We start from the raw sequence: 18,335 nt of genomic DNA on the forward strand, positions 1-18,335 counted from the left end.
CGTGAGCGCGTCCACCCCTCCCAGCACCGCCGTACCCCCTCCGGTACCCGGCCCGCGCGTCGCGCGGGCCGCCGGCCTGATCGGCGGGCTCACCGTGCTCAGCCGGGTCGCCGGCTTCGGGCGTACCGCCGTGCTCGGCTGGTTCGTCGGTTCGACCGTGCTCGGCACGGCCTACGTCACCGCGAACACGGTGCCCAACATCATCTTCGAGATCGTCGCGGGCGGCGCCCTCGCGGCGCTGGTGGTGCCGCTGCTGGCCGGCGCGGTCTCGGCCGGCGACCGGCGCACCGAGGCCGGCACCGTGGCGGCGCTGCTCACCTGGACGCTCACGGCGCTCGTGCCGCTCGCCGTCGCGGTGGTGCTGCTGGCCGGCCCCATCATCGACGGGCTCACCGGAGACATCTCGGCACCCGCCCGGGGCGCCGGCGTGCTGATGTTGCGGATCTTCGCGCCCCAGCTGCCGCTCTACGGGATCGGCGTCGTGCTCACCGGCGTGCTCCAGGCCCACCGCCGGTTCGCCTGGCCGGTGCTCGCCCCGCTGCTGTCCAGCGTGGTGGTCGCGGCGACCTACGGCCTGTTCGCCGCCGTCGAGGGCGTCCGGGCCGACGTGCCCCAGGTCGGTGTCGGCGGCCAGCTCATCCTGGCCGTGGGCACCACGCTGGGCGTCGTGGTGCTCTCGCTCTGCCTGCTGATCCCGGTCCGCGGGCTGGGCCTGTCCTGGCGCCCGATCTGGCGGTTTCCGGCCGGCGCCGGCGGGCACGCGCGCCGGCTCGCCGGTGCCGGGGTGCTGACCGTCGGCCTCCAGCAGGTCGCGGTCGTGGTCACGCTGCGCCTGGCCAACCAGGGGCCCGAGGGCGCCGCGGTGGTGTTCACCGTCGCGCAGGCCGTCTACCTGCTGCCCTGGGCGATCCTGGCGGTGCCCGTGGCGACCGCCGTCTACCCGGCGCTGGCCACCGCGCACAGCACCGGCGACCACCCGGGCTACCGGGACCGGCTCGCCCCGGCCGCCCGCGGCGTGCTGCTGTTGAGCTGCCTCGGCGCCGCCGCCCTGGCCGCCGTGGCCGAGCCGGTGGGCGGGTTCTTCGCGCTCGACGGCCTGCCGGGCGCGGTCGCGGGCTTCGCGCCGGGCCTGATCGGCTACGGCCTGTTCGCCATCTTCAGCCGAGCCCTCTACGCCCGCGGCCTGCCCAGGCCGGCCGCCATCGCCACCGCGATCGGCTGGGTCACGGTCTCGGTCGCCGCGTTCGCGCTGGCCGCCGGCCTCTCCGTCGAGCACCGGCTGCTCGCCCTGACCCTGGCCAACTCGGCCGGCATGCTCGTCCTCGGCGTGCTGCTCACGCTGGCGGTGCACCGGCGGGCCGGCGGCGCGGCGCTGGCGGGCTTCGACCGCGCCCTGCTGGTCGGGCTGACGGCGGGCGCGGCGGCGGCGGCCGCCGGCTGGGCGGTGGCCGACGCGCTGAGCGGCGGGCAGGCCACGGCCAAGCCGACCGCGCTCTGGCACGGCATCGTCGCCGGCATCGTGGTGGTGCTGGTGTTCGGTGCGGTCGCGTACCCGCTGGACCGGCACGACGTGCGCCCGGCCGTCGCGGCGGTCCGGCGCCGCCTGCGCCGCCGCTGACGCTCTGCTTCCATATGCGCATCTCCCTGAACGCTCGTTCAGGTGATGCGCATATGGGTGCAGAGCAAAGCGGGTCGGAGGGTCCACGTCGTACCCGGTCATCGGCATCACGGACAATGAACGGCGGGCGCACGACGAATGACCGAAGACCGACAGCGATCGGCTCGGACCGGCTGCATCGGCACCGACGGTGGCCACCGTCCCGATAGCATCGCCGCACGAGCCGGGACGGCCTTGCCGCGCCGGTTCGTGGCGCACATGGGGGAGGGAGTGGGGGCGTGACCGACGCCGAACGGGGGCACCGCTGGACCGGCGCCGTCTGCCTGGTGCTGGCCTCCAGCACCGGCGGCGTGGGCCAGCACGTCACCTCCGTCGTCCGCGGCCTGAGCGCCGCCGGCGCCACCGTGACCGTGGCCGGCCCGGCCGCCACCGAGGAGCAGTTCCGCTTCACCGCCGCCGGTGCCCGGTTCGTTCCCGTCGAGATCCCGCCCAACCCGACCATCAACGACCGCCGCGCGATCGGCGCTCTGCGCGCGGCGCTGGCCGGCGAGGTCGACGTTGTCCACGCGCACGGCCTGCGGGCCGGGCTGGTCTCCGTCCTCGCCAAGCCGCGCCAGCCGCTGGTGGTCACCTGGCACAACGCGGTCCTGGCCCGCCGGCTGCGCGGCTACGCGTCGCGGTTCGCCGAGCGGGTGGTGGCCCGCAACGCCGACGTCTGCCTCGGTGCCTCCGCGGACCTGGTCGACCGGGCCCTCGCGCTCGGCGCCCGGGACGCCCGGCTCGCCCCCGTCGCCGCGCCCGAGCTTCCCGAGCCCCGCCGTGGCCGGGCCGCCGTCCGCGCCGAGTTCGGCCTGCACCGCGACCAGGCGGTGGTGCTCTCGGTCGGCCGCCTGCACCCGCAGAAGCGCTACGACGTGCTGGTCGAGGCGGCCGCCGCCTGGCGCGACATCCGGCCCATCCCGGCCGTGCTGGTCGCGGGCTCCGGGCCCGCCTACCTGCCGCTGGCCGCGCTGATCTCGGCCACCCACGCCCCGGTCACCCTGCTGGGTCATCGCGGCGACATCGCCGACCTGCTGGAGGCCGCCGACGTGGCCGTGGTCACCAGCGACTGGGAGGCCCGCCAGCTCTTCGCCCAGGAGGCACTGCGGGCGGGCGTCCCGCTGGTCGCCACGGCCGTCGGCGGGCTGCCCGACCTGGTCGGCGACGCGGCGGTGCTGGTCCCACCGGGTAACGTCGCGGCCGTGTCGGAAGCGGTCCGGGATCTGCTGGGTGACGAGACCAAGCGCGCCGAATACCGGGCGCGCGGGTTCCAGCGCGCCAAGACCTGGCCGACCGAGGAAGCCACGATCACCCAGCTCGAGGGGATCTACGCAGAGCTCGTGCCGACATGATCCGGCGGATCGTTCCGTACGTCCTCGTGGTGCTGTCCCTGGCCGGTGGCCTGGCCGCGCTGTCGGTCCGCCCGGCCACCGCCGAGACCAAGCGCTCCGCCGACTACGTGGTGCTGGTCGGCATCCCCGGGCTGCGCTGGGAAGACGTCACCGAGCAGGGCACGCCCAACCTGTGGCGGCTGGCCGAGCACGGCTCGATCGGCTCGCTGTCGGTGCGCTCGGCGCTCAAGCCCACGTGCCCCGTCGACGGCTGGCTGACCCTGGGCGCGGGCAACTTCGCCGGGTGGCGGCGCAGCACGCCGGTCACCGCCGCCTGCCCGCCGCTCACCGTCGACGTGCAGCGCCCGGACGGAATCGGCGCGTTCCTGCCCGATCTCGACCGCCAGGCGGTGCAGTACAACCAGCGGTCGCAGACCTGGGGCGCCGTGCCGGGCGCGCTGCCCGAGTCGGTGCGCTGCACCGCCGCCGTCGGGCCGGGCGCCGCGGTCGCCGCCGCACGGCCGTACGGGCGCGTCGACACGTACGAGCCCCAACTGCCCGACGACCCGCGCAAGCTGCTGAGCGAGTGCACGCTCAGCATGGTCGACCTGGGCGCCGTCAGCGGCGAGGACCCGGTGGCGCGGCAGACCGCCGCCGCCCGGGCGGACGCCGTGCTGGCCCGGGTGCTCGCCGCCCGTCCCGACAACTCGCTCGTCATGGTGGCCGGGCTCGCCGACACCGACCAGACCAGCCGGCTGCACGTCGCGATCGCCGACGGCCCCGGCTGGGACGGCGGTTGGCTGACCTCGCCGAGCACCGGGCGCGACGGCTACATCCAGCTCGTCGACCTGGCACCGACCGCGCTGACCACCCTCAACCGGCCGCTGCCCGAACGGCGGTTCGTCGGCCAGCCCGCGACCTCGGTCGCCGGCCGGCCCGAGCGGCTGCCCGACGCGGTGAGCTTCCCGGCCGACGCCGACCGAGAGGCGGGAGCCCAGCGCTCGGTCGCGACCTGGTTCTTCGGCGTGCTGGCCGCGGTGCAACTGGTGCTGGCGATCGTCGTGGTGCCGCTGTTGCGGCGGGCCAGGCGGCACGTCGGCGACGAGCGGTCGATCCCCAAGCCGATCAGCGACGCCGTCGAGCTCCTGCTGCTCGCGTCCGCCCTGGCGATCCCGGCCGCCCTCGTCGCAGACCTGGTGCCCTGGTGGCGGGGCGGGCAGCCGGGCTGGCTGTTCGCCGCCGTGCTGGTGTTCGTGCTGGCCGCCGGCACCGCCGCCGTCCGGCTCGTGCCGGCCTTCCGGCGCACCCTGGGGCCCCTCGCGATGGTGGTGACGGTCGCCGGCGCGGTGGTCGGCCTCGACCTGCTCACCGGCGCCCGGCTGCAGCTCAACGGGGTGGCGGGCTACTCGGTGCTCGACGGCAACCGCTACGCCGGCGTCGGCACGGTCGGTCTGGGGGTCTTCCTCACCGGCGTCCTGTTGGGCGGCGGCGTGCTCGCCCAGCGCTTCGCCAAGTCCTGGCGCCCGCTCGTGATGGCCGTGCTCGGTGGCGTGGGCGTGTTCCTGGTCGGCAGCCCCTACCTGGGCTCGGACCCGATCGGTGCGGTGGCCCTGACGGCCGGTGTGTGCATCGCCACGGCGCTGTCCACGGGCGGCTGGCTCACCCTGGGCCGGCTGGCCGCGGCCTCGGTGGCCGGCGTCGCCGTGACCTCGGTGTTCGCCTGGATCGAGGTGCGCCACCCGGCCGCCGAGCGGGGCAGCCTGGGCCGGTTCGTGGAGGCCCTCGGCGACGGCACCGGCGGCACCACGCTGCAACGGGCCAGCAAGGCCAACCTCGACGCGCTGGTCGGCAGCCCGCTGACGTTCCTGGCCGTGGTGGGCGCCGCGCTGCTGTGGCTGGCGCTGTTGCGCGACTGGGGCGGGCTGCGCCGGGCGTACGGGCTCTACCCGTCGGTCCGGGCCGGCGCGGTCGGCATCGGCGTCGCCGTGGTGCTCGGCGGCCTGCTCGGCGGGACCGCCCTGGACCTGGCCGGCGCGGCCGCGGCAGTGGTGGCCCCCATGGCGGCATTGACCGCCCTACGTGTGCTCGATCACGCGAGCGACTTCACGAGGCCGGCGCAGCCGGCCCCGCAGGTCGACGCGGAGGGTGTCGGCGCGGCATGACCGCGACGACGTGTTACCGTGGAATCCCGTGGATCGCATGATCTCGACCTTGACAAACGACCACGGGAGCAGGCCTTGGCCCCATCAGGACGGCTGACCAAACACATCTTCGTCACCGGGGGTGTCGCCTCCTCGCTCGGCAAGGGCCTCACCGCCTCCAGCCTCGGCAATCTGCTGAGCGCGCGCGGCCTCCGGGTCGTGATGCAGAAGCTGGACCCCTACCTCAACGTCGACCCGGGCACGATGAACCCGTTCCAGCACGGTGAGGTCTTCGTCACCGAGGACGGCGCGGAGACGGACCTCGACGTCGGCCACTACGAGCGTTTCCTCGACCGCGACCTGTCCGGGAAGGCGAACGTCACCACCGGCCAGGTCTACTCGGACGTGATCGCCAAGGAGCGCCGCGGCGAGTACCTCGGCGACACCGTGCAGGTGATTCCGCACATCACCAACGAGATCAAAGCCCGGATCCGGGCGATGGGCGACCCCGACGACGAGGGCCGCACCCCGGACGTGGTGATCACCGAGGTGGGCGGCACGGTCGGCGACATCGAGTCGCTGCCCTTCCTCGAGGCGATCCGGCAGGTCCGCCACGAGGTGGGCCGGGACAACTGCTTCTACCTGCACGTCTCGCTGGTGCCCTACCTGGCGCCGTCGGGCGAGCTCAAGACGAAGCCGACCCAGCACTCGGTCGCGGCGCTGCGCAACATCGGTATCCAGCCCGACGCGCTCGTCTGCCGCTCCGACCGGGAGATCCCGGAGAAGCTCAAGCACAAGCTGTCGCTGTACTGCGACGTCGACCGGGAGGCGGTCATCGCCGCCCCGGACGCGCCGAGCATCTACGACATTCCGAAGGTGCTGCACCGCGAGGGTCTCGACGCGTACGTCGTGCGCCGGCTCGGCCTGTCCTTCCGTGACGTCGACTGGGCCGCGTGGGACGAGCTCCTGGAGCGCGTGCACCACCCGAAGCACACGGTGACCGTGGCGCTGGTCGGCAAATACGTGGACCTGCCGGACGCCTACCTGTCGGTGACCGAGGCGATCCGCGCGGCCGGCTTCCACCACACCGCCCGCGTGCAGATCCGGTGGGTGCCCAGTGACGACTGCAAGACCCCGCAGAGCGCGGCCGCCGCACTCGCCGGTGTCGACGGCATCGTGATCCCCGGCGGCTTCGGCGTCCGCGGCATCGAGGGCAAGATCGGCGCGGCGCACTTCGCCCGCGAGAACGGCATCCCGACCCTGGGCCTGTGCCTCGGGCTCCAGTGCATGACGATCGACGTGGCCCGCAACCTGTCCGGGCTCGCCGACGCCAACTCGCTGGAGTTCGACGAGACCGCCGGCCACCCGGTGATCGCGACGATGGCCGACCAGGAGCAGATCGTCGCCGGCAAGGGCGACCTGGGCGGCACGATGCGGCTGGGCGCCTACCCGGCCAAGCTGACGCCGGGCTCGCTGGTCGCCGAGGCCTACGGCACCACCGAGGTGTCCGAGCGGCACCGGCACCGCTACGAGGTCAACAACGCCTACCGGGACGCGCTGACCAAGGCCGGCCTGTCGATCAGCGGCACCTCGCCGGACGGCCGGCTCGTCGAGTTCGTCGAGCTCGACCGGGAGCTGCACCCGTTCTTCGTGGCCACCCAGGCGCACCCGGAGCTGAAGAGCCGACCGACCCGGCCGCACCCGCTGTTCGCGGCGTTCGTGAAGGCGGCGGTCACGTACTCGCTGGCCGACCAGCTGCCGGTCGACCAGCTCACGGCCGACGCCGAGCCGGAGCTGGCCAGCAACGGGCGGGCCAGCGCGACGGCGTCGTCATGACCTCGCTGCACGCGTACGCGGTGCTCGACCGGGTCGAGCGGTTCCACGGCAAGATCTTCAGCGTGGTCACCGACCGGGTCACCATGCCCGGCGGTGGCCAGGCAGACCGCGACTACGTGCGGCACGTCGGCGCGGTGGGCGTGGTGCCGCTCGACGACGAGGGGCGGGTGCTGCTGGTCCGGCAGTACCGCCACCCGGTCGGCAAGACGATGTGGGAGCTGCCGGCCGGCCTGGTCGACGTGGCCGGCGAGGCGCCGACCAGCACCGCGGACCGCGAGTTGGCCGAGGAGGCCGACCTGCGGTGCGAGCGGCTCGACCTGCTGGTCGACCTGCACACGTCGCCAGGCTTCTCGGACGAGCTGATCCGGGTCTTCCTGGCGCGTGGCCTGTCGTCGATCCCCGAGGCGGAGCGGTTCCAGCGCTCCGACGAGGAGGCCGAGATCACGGTCGAATGGGTGCCGCTGGACGAGGCGGTGGCGATGGCGCTGCGCAGTGAGATCACCAACGCGGCGGCGGTCGCCGGCCTGCTCGCCACGGCCCGGGCCCGCGACGAGGACTGGCGCCCGTTGCGCGACCCGGACACTCCGCTGGTGCGCTGAGTTTCGGCAAGGGCCTCCTGTGTCACAGGGGGCCCTTGTTTCGGCCCTCGTGTGGTGATCACGAACGGCGGGCAATACTGAATGCGCGTCCGCTGGTGAGCGGGTGTGTCCCCGCGATCCGGGGCACCCTAGACTCGCCGCCGACGCGGGAGACGACCCGGTCAACGGTGACTGGGCGTACGCGGGAGAGAAGGTGTCGATGTGAAGGTCGGAATCCCACGCGAGGTGAAGAACCACGAGTACCGCGTGGCGATCACGCCGGCAGGCGTCCACGAGTTCGCCCGCGCGGGTCACGAGGTCTTCGTCGAGTCCGGTGCCGGGCTCGGCTCGTCCATCACGGACGACGAGTTCGCCGCGGCCGGTGCGACGATCCTGCCCGGGCCGGACGAGGTCTGGGGCACCGCCGACCTGGTGCTCAAGGTCAAGGAGCCGATCGCCGAGGAACACCACCGGATGCGCCCGGGCCAGGTGCTCTTCACCTACCTGCACCTCGCCGCGTCCAAGGAGTGCACCGACGCGCTGATCGACCGCAAGGTCACCGGCATCGCGTACGAGACCGTCGAGACCGCCGACCGCGCGCTCCCGCTGCTCGCCCCGATGTCCGAGGTCGCGGGCCGGCTCGCGCCCCAGGTCGGCGCGTACACGCTGATGCGCCAGGGCGGCGGCCGAGGCATCCTGATGGGCGGCGTCTCCGGCGTGTACGCGGCCAAGGTCGTCGTGATCGGCGCCGGCGTCTCCGGCATGAACGCGGCCGCGATAGCGCTCGGCATGCAGGCCGAGGTGTTGCTCCTCGACCGCAACATCAACAAGCTGCGCCAGGCGGACGCGATCTACCAGGGCCACCTGCAGACCGTCGCTTCCAACGCGTACGAGGTCGAGCGCGCTGTGCTCGACGCAGACATGGTGATCGGCGCGGTGCTGGTGCCGGGCGCCAAGGCCCCGACGCTCATCTCGAACGAGCTGGTCAGCCGGATGAAGCCGGGCTCGGTGCTCGTCGACATCTCGATCGACCAGGGCGGCTGCTTCGAGGACTCGCGCCCGACGACGCACGCGGATCCGACCTACAAGGTCCACGAGTCGATGTTCTACTGCGTGGCCAACATGCCCGGCGCGGTGCCGCACACCAGCACCTACGCGCTGACCAACGTCACGCTGCCGTACGCCCTGGAGCTCGCCAACCGCGGCTGGCGCGACGCGCTGCGCCGCGACCCGGCGCTGGCCCTGGGCCTGAACACCTACGACGGCCAGGTCACCTACGGCCCGGTCGCGGAGGCGCACGGCATGAAGCACCTGCCGCTCGCGGAGGCGCTGGCCTGACCGCGACGCACGCGACGCCCGGCGCCGGTGACGCCCAACCGTCACCGGCGCCGCCGCCTGAGCCCGCACCGGCCCTGCGGCGGGCGGTGCGGGTCTATCTCGACCACCTGACCGTCGAGCGTGGGCTGTCCGGGAACACGCTGGCTTCGTACCGGCGTGATCTCGATCGCTATCTTTCGACCTTGGCCGGGCGTGGGGTGACCGACCTCGCGTCGGCCACGCCGGCCGAGATCGCCGGGCACGTCGCCGCCTTGCGCGACGGCGATGGCGAGCATCCGCCGCTGTCCGCCGCGTCCGCGGCGCGGGCCACCTCCGCCGTGCGGGGGCTGCACAAGTTCGCCGTGCGCGAGGGGCTGGCAGCCGACGACGTCAGCCGGGACGTGAAGCCGCCCAGCCTGCCGCGGCGGCTGCCCAAGGCGCTCGAAGTCGACGAGGTGCTGCGGCTGCTCGAGTCCGTCAGCGGTGACGGGCCGTTGGAGCTGCGCGACCGGGCCCTGCTCGAGTTTCTCTACGGCACCGGGGCGCGGATCTCCGAGGCCGTCGGCGCTGCGGTCGACGACCTCGACCTCGAAAGTGGCTCGGCCACTTTGCACGGCAAGGGCGGGCGGACGCGGATCGTTCCGGTCGGTGGGTATGCCCGGGCCGCGTTGGACGCCTATCTGGTGCGGGCTCGTCCGGGGCTCGCCGCGCGCGGGCCGGCGGTGTTTCTCAACGCGCGCGGTGGGCCGTTGTCGCGGCAGAGTGCGTGGGCGATTCTGCGCAAGGCCGCGGCCGCCGCCGGGCTGCCGGTTGAAGGCGCGCGGGCCGTGTCGCCGCACACGTTGCGGCATTCCTATGCCACGCATCTGCTCGACGGTGGGGCCGACGTTCGGGTGGTGCAGGAACTGCTCGGGCACGCGTCCGTGACCACGACGCAGGTATACACGTTGGTCACGGTGGAGCGGTTGCGCGAGGTTTACGCCACCGCACACCCGCGGGCACATAGCTGACACCCGCTTCTTGGCGTGTCGACACGCCGATATGGTGCACCCGGGGCCGGTGGGACGTGGCGTACAGTCGGGGCTCCGGCGTGGGGACGCTCGTCGGGAGGGGGTAGGCAGGGACATGGCTGGCAACGGTGACCGTGCCGAGGCATGGACCTCGCAGCTCCGTGAGCAGCAGTCCGCTCTGGACCTCGGTGCTGAGCTCGGCCCGGCCGACCCGGCCGCCTACACGATGCGCAAGCCGATCCCCGAGCCGATGCCGACCGATCGGCACGGCCCGGCGCGGATCATCGCGCTGGCCAACCAGAAGGGTGGCGTGGGCAAGACCACGTCGACCATCAACCTCGGCGCCGCGCTGGCCGAATACGGCCGCAAGGTGCTGCTCGTCGACTTCGACCCGCAGGGCGCGCTCTCCGTCGGCCTCGGCGTCAACCCGCACAACCTCGACCTGTCGGTCTACAACCTGCTGATGCAGGACGACGTCATGGCCGAAGACGTGCTGATCAAGACCGACGTCGCGGGGCTGCACCTGCTGCCGGCCAACATCGACCTGTCGGCCGCCGAGATCCAGCTCGTCAACGAGGTCGCGCGCGAGATGGCGCTGGCCCGGGTGCTGCGCTCGGTCCGCAAGGAATACGACTACATCCTGATCGACTGCCAGCCGTCGCTCGGCCTGCTCGCGATCAACGCGCTGACCGTGGCACACGGCGTGCTGATCCCGCTGGAGTGCGAGTTCTTCAGCCTGCGGGGTGTGGCCCTGCTGCTCGACACCATCGACAAGGTGCGCGAGCGGCTCAACTTCGACCTCGAGCTCGAAGGCATTCTGGCCACCATGTACGACAGCCGCACCACCCACTGCCGTCAGGTGCTCCAGCGGGTGGTCGAGGCGTTCGGCGACAAGGTCTACCAGACCGTGATCACCAAGACGGTCAAGTTCCCCGAGTCGACCGTGGCCGGTGCGCCGATCACCACGCTCGACCCGGCGTCGTCCGGTGCCCGCAACTACCGCCAGCTCGCCCGAGAGGTCATCGCCGCGCAAGCTGAGCGCTGATCTTCAGTCCCGCCGGCGCTCTGCCGGTGCCGATGGTGCGTGAGGTGTGGGCGTGAACAGCGCCGTTACAGCGGTGGACTACGGTCGAACGGTGAGTGAACCCGATGCGGCCCCCGTTGTTGTCGAGGGGACGGTCCCGGCTGACGCGTTGACGCCCGACGCGGCGCCCGCGACCGGGTTCACCGTGCGGCTGGCCAACTTCACCGGCCCGTTCGACCTGCTGCTCCAGCTCATCGGCAAGCACAAGCTCGACGTCACCGAGGTGGCGCTGAGCACGGTGACCGACGAGTTCATCGCCTACATCCGCGCGATGGGCGACGACTGGCCGCTCGACGAGGCCAGCGAGTTCCTGGTCGTCGCGGCCACCCTGCTCGACCTCAAGGCGGCCCGGCTGCTGCCCGCGGCCCAGGTCGAGAACGAAGAGGACCTGGCCCTGCTGGAGGCCCGCGACCTGCTGTTCGCCCGACTTTTGCAATACAAGGCGTTCAAAGAGGCGGCCGCCCACATCCAGCTGCTCGAGCAGGAGGGCGCCCGCCGCTACCCGCGGGCGGTCTCCCTGGAGCCGCGGTACGCGGAGGCGCTGCCGGAGCTCGTCCTCGGGATCGGTGCCGACCGGCTGCTGAAACTCGCGATCAGGGCGATGACCCCCAAAGCGGCTCCGCCCACGGTGTCGATCGCGCACATCCACGACGTCAAGGTCAGCGTTCGCGAGCACGCGGTGCTGTTGCGCGACCGGATCCGGCGCTCGGGCACGGCGACCTTCCAGGTGCTGACGATCGACTGCGAGAGCACGCTCGAGGTGGTCGCCCGGTTCCTGGCGCTGCTGGAGCTCTACCGGGAGAACCTGATCGGCTTCGAGCAGGTGCAGGCCCTGGGCGAGCTGACGGTCCGCTGGATCGGCGGCGACGCGGTGGGCGAGCTGAAGGTCGACGAGTACGCCGGCACACCGGAAAAGCCGGCCGCCGAAGAAGAGGCTAAGGAGCAGGACCAGTGACGGAGCGCGGCGGCGCCGACCCGGGCCGCGAGGCATCCCTCGCCGAACAGGCAGCGGCCTGGGTACCCCCATGGGAACGCCCCCGCCCGCAGCCCGAAGGGGTGACGGAGTCGGAAGGGGCGCCGGAGCCGGAGCCCGCGGAGGAGCCCGAGCTCGCCGCCGAGGCCGACACGATCGAGGCTGCCGAGGCCATCGGGGACGCCGAGGAGGTGACCGCGCCCGAGGAGCAGGATCCGGTGGTCGCGGCCGAGCTGCCCGAGGCGCCGCCCGACGCCGCCGATCTGGTCGACCTGGCCGAGGAGGCCGACCCCGGCACCACCACGGACCGCAGTGCGGCCGAGGTCGCCACTCCCGCACCGTCGCGCGTATCCGATGCCGATGTTGTTGTTCCGGCCATCGACGAGGACGAGCTGCGTGGCGCCCTGGAGGCGATCATGCTTGTCGTCGACGAGCCCGTGCAGGAGATCGTGCTGGCTCAGGTGCTCGAACTGCCTACCGAGCGGGTGCAGGCGGCGTTGGAGTCGATCTCGGCCGGCTACACCTCGGCTGGGCACGGGTTCGAGCTGCGGCGCGCCGCTGGTGGGTGGCGGCTCTACACCCGGCCGCAGTACGCCGCCTATGTCGAGAAGTTCGTCCTCGACGGGCAGTCGGTGCGGCTCACCCAGGCTGCCCTGGAGACGCTCGCGGTGATCGCTTACAAGCAGCCCGTCACCCGTGGCCGGATTTCCGCCATCCGGGGTGTGAACTGCGACGGCGTCGTGCGTACCCTCACCGCGCGCGGTCTGGTGGAGGAGGCCGGCACGGAGCCGGAGACGGGCGCGTACCTTTACCGGACGACGACGCTGTTCCTGGAGAAGCTCGGACTCGACACGGTCGACCAGCTCCCGGACCTGGCGCCGTTCCTTCCGGACGATGTCGACGAGGTGGCAGATGGCGAACGCTGAGCGCCTGCAGAAGGTGCTGGCCAGCGCCGGTGTGGGGTCCCGCAGGGCCTGTGAGGACCTGATCTTCCGTGGCCGGGTGACGGTCGACGGCAAGGTCGCCCAGCTCGGTGACAAGGTCGACGCGGACACCGCGGAGATCTACGTCGACGGGCAGCGGTTGATCGTCGACCAGAACCTCGTCTACCTGGCGTTCAACAAGCCCCGCGGCGTGGTCTCGACCATGGCCGACGAGAAGGGGCGCACCGCGCTCGACGAGTTCCTCAACCGGGTCGACCAGCGGGTCTACCACGTGGGGCGGCTCGACACCGACAGCGAGGGCCTGCTGCTGCTGACCAACGACGGCTCGCTGGCGCACAAGCTGATGCATCCCTCGTTCGGGGTGCCGAAGACCTACGTGCTGGAGGTGCCGGGCCCGCTGCCCCGGGCCGTCGGCCGGACGCTGCTCAGCGGCGTCGAGCTCGAGGACGGCCCGGCCAAGGTCGACAAGTTCCGGCTGGTCGACGCGTTCGCCCGGTCGGCGCAGATCGAGATCGTGATCCACGAGGGCCGCAACCGGATCGTCCGGCGGATGATGGACGCCGTCGGCCACCCGGTCAACCGGCTGGTCCGCACCGCGATCGGCCCGATCCGCCTCGGCGACCTCAAACCGGGTCGCACCAGGCGCCTCACGAACGCCGAGGTCGGGGCACTGTTCAAGGCCGTCGGCGAGTGATTCTGCCCGACCAGGCAGAATAGGTGCTGACGGCGAGGAGGAACGGTGGCAGACGAGTTGGCTAACGGTCGGTGTGTGGTGGCCGTGGACGGCCCGTCGGGTTCCGGCAAATCCACTGTTTCCCGGCGGCTGGCGTCCGCGCTCGGGGCGCAATACCTCGACACGGGCGCGATGTACCGGGCGGTGACCTGGGCGGTGCTGCGCTACGGCGTCGACCTGGCCGACCTGGAAGGGATCACGAAGGTGGCCGGCGAGCTCGACCTGGCGATCGGCACCGACCCGGTGGCTCCGCACGTGCGGGCCGACGGGGTCGACGTCGACGCCGACATCCGGGGCCCGGAGGTGACCGCCGCGGTGTCCGCGGTGGCGGCCGTGCCCGCGGTGCGGCAGCTACTGGTGGGGCAGCAGCGTGCGTTGATCGAGGCGGCCGGCCGGATCGTGGTCGAGGGCCGCGACATCGGCGCGGTCGTGGCGCCCGACGCCGACCTCAAGGTCTACCTGACCGCCTCCGCCGACGCGCGCGCCAAGCGCCGCTCGCTGGAGACCGCCGCGTCCGTCGACGACACCCACGCCGACCTGCTGCGCCGCGACACGCTCGACTCCACCCGGGCGGCCGACCCGCTGCAGCAGGCGGCCGACGCGGTGGTGCTCGACACCACGGCGATGGGCATCGACGAGGCGGTCGCGCGGCTGCGTGCCATGGTGACGGCATGACGTCGCCCTATCCTGAGGTGTCCGATGTGGACATCACCGGGACCGACACCGGCCCCGTTCCGGTCGTCGCCGTCGTCGGCCGGCCCAACGTGGGCAAGTCCACATTGGTCAACCGGATCATCGGTCGCCGGCAGGCCGTGGTGGAGGACACCCCGGGCGTGACCCGCGACCGGGTGCCCTACGACGCCCAGTGGAACGGCCGGCAGTTCACGGTCGTCGACACCGGCGGCTGGGAGCCCGACGCCCGCGACCGGGCCAAGGCCATCGCCATGCAGGCCGAGATCGCCGTGCAGACCGCCGACGTGGTGCTGTTCGTGGTCGACGCCACGGTCGGCTCGACCGACGTCGACGAGGCCGCGGTGCGGATGCTCCGCCGCAGCAACAAGCCGGTGATCCTGGTCGCCAACAAGGCCGACAACAACGCGATCGAGATGGAGGCCGTCTCGCTCTGGGGGCTCGGCCTCGGTGAGCCGCAGGTGGTCTCGGCGCTGCACGGCCGGGGCTCCGGCGACCTGCTCGACCTGATCCTCGCGGCGATGCCGGAGCCCGCGCCGCCGATCGACGACGACGCCCCGCAGGGCCCGCGCCGGGTGGCGCTGGTCGGCCGGCCCAACGTCGGCAAGTCCTCGCTGCTCAACAAGTTGGCCAAGGAGGAGCGCGCGGTCGTCGACTCGGTCGCGGGCACCACTGTCGACCCGGTCGACTCGCTGGTCGCCATCGGCGGTGAGACCTGGCAGCTGGTCGACACGGCCGGGCTGCGCAAGCGGGTCAGCACCGCGAGCGGCACCGAATATTACGCGTCGCTGCGCACCGCGGGCGCGATCGAGGCCGCCGAGGTGGCCGTCGTGCTGCTCGACGCGGCCGAGCCGATCAGCGAGCAGGACCAGCGGATCCTGACGATGGTGGTCGAGGCCGGCCGGGCGCTGGTCATCGCCTTCAACAAGTGGGACCTAGTCGACGACGACCGGCGCTACCAGCTCGAGAAGGAGATCGACCGCGAGCTCAAGCGGATCCCGTGGGCGATCCGGGTCAACATCTCGGCCAAGACCGGCCGGGCGGTCGACAAGCTGGCCCCCGCGCTGCGCAAGGCGCTGGCGTCCTGGGAGACCCGGGTGCCGACCGGCCAGCTCAACCAGTGGCTGGCCGCGCTGGTGCAGGAGACCCCGCACCCGGTCCGCGGCGGGCGGGCACCCCGCGTGCTCTTCGCCACCCAGGCGGGCAGCCGGCCGCCGCGGTTCGTGCTGTTCACCACGGGCCTGCTCGACCCGGGCTACCAGCGGTTCGTCGAGCGGAAGCTGCGCGAGGAGTTCGGCTTCGAGGGCAGCCCGATCTCGGTGACGGTCAAGCCCCGGAAGAAGACCGGTCCGGGCGGGCGGGGCAAGGCCCACGGCTGACCCGGCCCGCTCGGCAGTGGCATGATCAAGAGATGGGTTACAACGTAGAGGTCGAGCGCACCGACGACGGTGGTTACGTCGCCCGCAACGGACGCGGCGCCGAGATCCGCTTCGGGCTGTCGGACGGCACCGACTTCACCCCCGTCGAGTTGCTGTTGGCGGCGCTCGGCGGGTGCAACATCGTCACCGTCGAGCCCCTGACCGCGCAGCGCGGCCACCGGCTGACCCGGCTCGCCGCGACGCTGGACGCCGAACGGGTCAAGCCCAACAAGCTCGGGTCGATCACCATGACGTACGACGTGACGCTGCCGAAGGACGACGCCGAGGCGGAGGCCGTGTTCCGGTCGGTCGCCGAGCGGGTGCACGAGAAGCACTGCACGGTCAGCACCGCCCTGCGCGAGCAGACCACAGTAGACGTCGAGATCCCGGAAACCCCGACCTCGTAGGGGTTCGCGGCGGTAGCCTGCGAAAATGGCGCGGCCACCGGTGCGGGTGGCGCTCGTCGAGAGCGCGGTGCTGGGGCTGTCCTGCGTGCTGGCCTTCTGGCTGGCCAGCGAGGCGTTCACCCGCGTCTACATCGACAGTCGCGACAGCGACCTGCTCGGCGGGATGTGGGCGGCGCTCTCGACGATCTTCGTGAACCGGGCGACGTTCCAGGAGAGCCTCGCGGCCGGCGTCTCGCGGATGTCCGCCACCCTCGTCAGCTTCGTCATCTGCCTCGTCTATCTCGTCTTCCTTCCTTTCCATCTCTGGGCCTTCGGGCTACTGATCGGCGTCTCGTCGTTGGTCGGGCTGCTGACCGGCCGGCGCGGCGACGCGACCACGGCGGCGATCACCACGGCCGTGGTGCTGGTGGTGGCCGCGATCAGCCCGGTGGACCCGTGGCAGCAGCCCATCCTGCGCCTCGTCGACACCGTGATCGGCGTGATCATCGGGGTGGCCACCGCCTGGCTGTCCCTGAAGCTCGTCCACCCCCACCTGCGCAGGGACACGACCTAGATCACACCTGCTGACCGGGGTGTTCGCGGCATGCTGGTGGTGGTCCAGCCGCGAACACGGGGGTGAAGCGGTGCTGGAAGGGTTGCTGGTGGTCGTCGCCCTGGGCGCGACGGTCATCGTCGGCACCACCATCGGTCGGCGCTACAGCGTCGCGCCGCCCGTCCTGCTGCTCGTCATGGGCGGCCTGCTGGCGCTCATCCCGCAACTCTCCGACGTGCGGCTGCCCGCCGCCGCGGTCCTGGTGATCTTCCTGCCCGGCATCCTCTACTGGGAGAGCCTCAACACCAGCCTGCGGGAGATCCGGGCCAACATCCGGGTGATCCTGCTGTCCGCGATCGGGCTGGTCATCGCAACCATGGTCGTCCTGTCTTACTCCCTGCAGGCGATCGGTGTCGCGTCGGCCTCCGCCTGGATCCTGGGCGCGGTCCTGGCGCCGACGGACGCCGCCGCGGTCGCCGGCCTGGCCAAGCGGATGCCCCGGCGGAACCTCACCACCCTGCGCGCGGAGAGCCTGATCAACGACGGCACCGCGCTGGTGCTGTTCGCGGTCGCCGTCAGCATGCTGGTCGACGACACCTCGCCCTCGCTGCTGGCGATCACCGGCGACCTGATCTGGTCGATCGTCGGTGGGGTGATCGCCGGACTGGTCACCGGCGCCCTGTTCATCTGGATCCGGCGGCGGATCGACGACCCGCTGCGCGAGGGCGGCCTGTCGATCCTCACCCCGTTCGCGGCGTTCTTCGTGGGCGAGCAGATCCACGCCAGCGGGGTGGTCGCCGTCGTGGTGGTCGGGCTCGTCCACTCGTACGCCGGCCCGCGGGTCATCCGCGCCCGGTCGAGGGTGCAGGCCTTCGCCTTCTGGAGCCTCTCGACGTTCATCGTCAACGGCAGCCTCTTCGTGCTGGTCGGCCTCCAGATCCCGGCCGCCGCCCGGCGGATCGACAACGACCAGATGGGCAAGGCGGTGGGCATCGCGTTCGCGGCGGCGGCCGTCGTGATCGTGACCCGGATCGTCTGGATCCACGCGGCAGCCGGGCTCATCCGGCTGTTCGACCGCCGCTCGATCCAGCGCACCCGCCGGCTCAACTGGAAGGTACGCACGGCGTACGGCTGGGCCGGCTTCCGCGGCGCGGTCTCGCTGGCCGCCGCGCTGGCCGTCCCGTCGATGCTCTCCGACGGCACGCCGTACCCGGATCGGGACCTGATCGTCTTCGTCACCTCGGTGGTGATCCTGACGACGATCCTCGTGCAGGGGCTCACCTTGCCGATGGTGGTGCGGTGGGCCGGGTTGTCCGGCGACAACGCCCGGCGCGACGAGGCCCGGCACGCCCGGATCCGGGCGGCCGAGGCGGGGCTGGCCGCGCTGCCCGCGGTGGCGCGCTCGCTGTCCGCACCGGCCTACATGACCGAACGGGTCCGGGGCGACTACGAGCTGGCCGTCAGCGAGGCCCGCAGCGGCGACGGGCATTCGGAGCTGACCAGCGCCGAGCAGCTCGAGCGGCGGCTGCGGCTCGGCGTGCTCGAGCACGAGCGGCTGGCCGTCACCGCCATGCGGGACCGCCGCGAGATCGACGACATCGTGATGCGCGAGCTGCAGGCCTCGCTCGACGTCACGGAGATCGGACTGCTCGGCCCACCCAGGGCCGACTGAAACACACGGGGA

At 72.4% G+C, this 18,335-nt stretch carries 16 protein-coding genes; all 16 read left to right on the top strand.

Translation table 11 applies throughout. The features are described from left to right. The first annotated feature begins 1 nt into the window (after window position 1). The 16 genes from murJ (at window position 2) to CHC05_RS26130 (ending at window position 18,323) form a co-directional block, all read left to right on the top strand. Window positions 2-1,618, top strand: a complete 1,617-nt coding sequence (gene murJ / locus CHC05_RS26055) for a murein biosynthesis integral membrane protein MurJ (protein ID WP_089253210.1) — start codon at window positions 2-4, stop codon at window positions 1,616-1,618. A gap of 278 nt (window positions 1,619-1,896) precedes the next feature. Further along, window positions 1,897-3,009, top strand: coding sequence for a glycosyltransferase family 4 protein (locus tag CHC05_RS26060; RefSeq protein WP_089253211.1), 1,113 nt, complete (start codon window positions 1,897-1,899; stop codon window positions 3,007-3,009). Continuing rightward, the gene (locus tag CHC05_RS26065) at window positions 3,006-5,150 is read left to right on the top strand and encodes a hypothetical protein (RefSeq protein WP_089253212.1); all 2,145 of its coding nucleotides are present in this window, start codon (window positions 3,006-3,008) and stop codon (window positions 5,148-5,150) included. Before CHC05_RS26060 ends, CHC05_RS26065 begins: the two co-directional genes overlap by 4 nt. A 75-nt stretch (window positions 5,151-5,225) precedes the next feature. Further along, window positions 5,226-6,965 (top strand): CTP synthase, encoded by a 1,740-nt coding sequence (locus CHC05_RS26070; RefSeq protein ID WP_089253213.1) that lies wholly within the window; start codon window positions 5,226-5,228, stop codon window positions 6,963-6,965. After that, window positions 6,962-7,564, top strand: coding sequence for an NUDIX domain-containing protein (locus tag CHC05_RS26075; protein ID WP_089253214.1), 603 nt, complete (start codon window positions 6,962-6,964; stop codon window positions 7,562-7,564). The genes CHC05_RS26070 and CHC05_RS26075 overlap by 4 nt, the downstream gene beginning before the upstream one ends. A gap of 201 nt (window positions 7,565-7,765) precedes the next feature. Beyond that, window positions 7,766-8,881 carry an alanine dehydrogenase gene (gene ald / locus CHC05_RS26080; RefSeq protein WP_089253215.1) on the top strand — a complete coding sequence of 372 codons (1,116 nt, stop codon included), beginning with the start codon at window positions 7,766-7,768 and terminating at the stop codon, window positions 8,879-8,881. Continuing rightward, a complete protein-coding gene (locus CHC05_RS26085) occupies window positions 8,878-9,870 on the top strand; it encodes a site-specific tyrosine recombinase XerD (RefSeq protein WP_089253418.1) in 993 nt (330 codons plus the stop codon). The genes ald and CHC05_RS26085 overlap by 4 nt, the downstream gene beginning before the upstream one ends. A gap of 115 nt (window positions 9,871-9,985) precedes the next feature. Further along, window positions 9,986-10,915 (top strand): ParA family protein, encoded by a 930-nt coding sequence (locus CHC05_RS26090; protein WP_089253216.1) that lies wholly within the window; start codon window positions 9,986-9,988, stop codon window positions 10,913-10,915. A gap of 73 nt (window positions 10,916-10,988) precedes the next feature. Then, window positions 10,989-11,909: a segregation and condensation protein A gene (locus CHC05_RS26095; protein WP_089253217.1), complete on the top strand. Its 921-nt coding sequence runs from the start codon at window positions 10,989-10,991 to the stop codon at window positions 11,907-11,909. After that, on the top strand, window positions 11,906-12,853 hold the full coding sequence (scpB, locus tag CHC05_RS26100; protein WP_089253218.1) for an SMC-Scp complex subunit ScpB: 948 nt from the start codon (window positions 11,906-11,908) through the stop codon (window positions 12,851-12,853). The genes CHC05_RS26095 and scpB overlap by 4 nt, the downstream gene beginning before the upstream one ends. After that, a complete protein-coding gene (locus CHC05_RS26105) occupies window positions 12,840-13,565 on the top strand; it encodes a pseudouridine synthase (RefSeq protein ID WP_245871226.1) in 726 nt (241 codons plus the stop codon). Before scpB ends, CHC05_RS26105 begins: the two co-directional genes overlap by 14 nt. 45 nt (window positions 13,566-13,610) lie before the next feature. Further along, window positions 13,611-14,279 (top strand): (d)CMP kinase, encoded by a 669-nt coding sequence (gene cmk, locus CHC05_RS26110; RefSeq protein WP_089253220.1) that lies wholly within the window; start codon window positions 13,611-13,613, stop codon window positions 14,277-14,279. Beyond that, a complete protein-coding gene (gene der, locus CHC05_RS26115; RefSeq protein ID WP_089253221.1) occupies window positions 14,276-15,673 on the top strand; it encodes a ribosome biogenesis GTPase Der in 1,398 nt (465 codons plus the stop codon). The genes cmk and der overlap by 4 nt, the downstream gene beginning before the upstream one ends. A gap of 32 nt (window positions 15,674-15,705) precedes the next feature. Next, window positions 15,706-16,119, top strand: coding sequence for an OsmC family protein (locus CHC05_RS26120; protein WP_089253222.1), 414 nt, complete (start codon window positions 15,706-15,708; stop codon window positions 16,117-16,119). A gap of 25 nt (window positions 16,120-16,144) precedes the next feature. Next, a complete protein-coding gene (locus CHC05_RS26125) occupies window positions 16,145-16,672 on the top strand; it encodes an FUSC family protein (RefSeq protein WP_089253223.1) in 528 nt (175 codons plus the stop codon). Window positions 16,673-16,742: 70 nt separating this feature from the next. After that, window positions 16,743-18,323, top strand: a complete 1,581-nt coding sequence (locus CHC05_RS26130; protein ID WP_245871227.1) for a Na+/H+ antiporter — start codon at window positions 16,743-16,745, stop codon at window positions 18,321-18,323. The last annotated feature ends 12 nt before the right edge of the window (window positions 18,324-18,335 follow it).

Origin of the sequence: Asanoa hainanensis, from assembly GCF_900188485.1 — a bacterium.
Taxonomy (GTDB): Bacteria; Actinomycetota; Actinomycetes; order Mycobacteriales; family Micromonosporaceae; genus Asanoa; species Asanoa hainanensis.

What these genes read in the sequence shown, in the direction of transcription:
- CHC05_RS26065 (WP_089253212.1), top strand. Translation starts at nt 3,006, where the DNA reads ATGATCCGGCGGATCGTTCCGTACGTCCTCGTGGTGCTGTCCCTGGCC.
- CHC05_RS26075 (WP_089253214.1), top strand. Translation starts at nt 6,962, where the DNA reads ATGACCTCGCTGCACGCGTACGCGGTGCTCGACCGGGTCGAGCGGTTC.
- CHC05_RS26090 (WP_089253216.1), top strand. Translation starts at nt 9,986, where the DNA reads ATGGCTGGCAACGGTGACCGTGCCGAGGCATGGACCTCGCAGCTCCGT.
- CHC05_RS26105 (WP_245871226.1), top strand. Translation starts at nt 12,840, where the DNA reads ATGGCGAACGCTGAGCGCCTGCAGAAGGTGCTGGCCAGCGCCGGTGTG.
- der (WP_089253221.1), top strand. Translation starts at nt 14,276, where the DNA reads ATGACGTCGCCCTATCCTGAGGTGTCCGATGTGGACATCACCGGGACC.
- CHC05_RS26120 (WP_089253222.1), top strand. Translation starts at nt 15,706, where the DNA reads ATGGGTTACAACGTAGAGGTCGAGCGCACCGACGACGGTGGTTACGTC.
- CHC05_RS26125 (WP_089253223.1), top strand. Translation starts at nt 16,145, where the DNA reads ATGGCGCGGCCACCGGTGCGGGTGGCGCTCGTCGAGAGCGCGGTGCTG.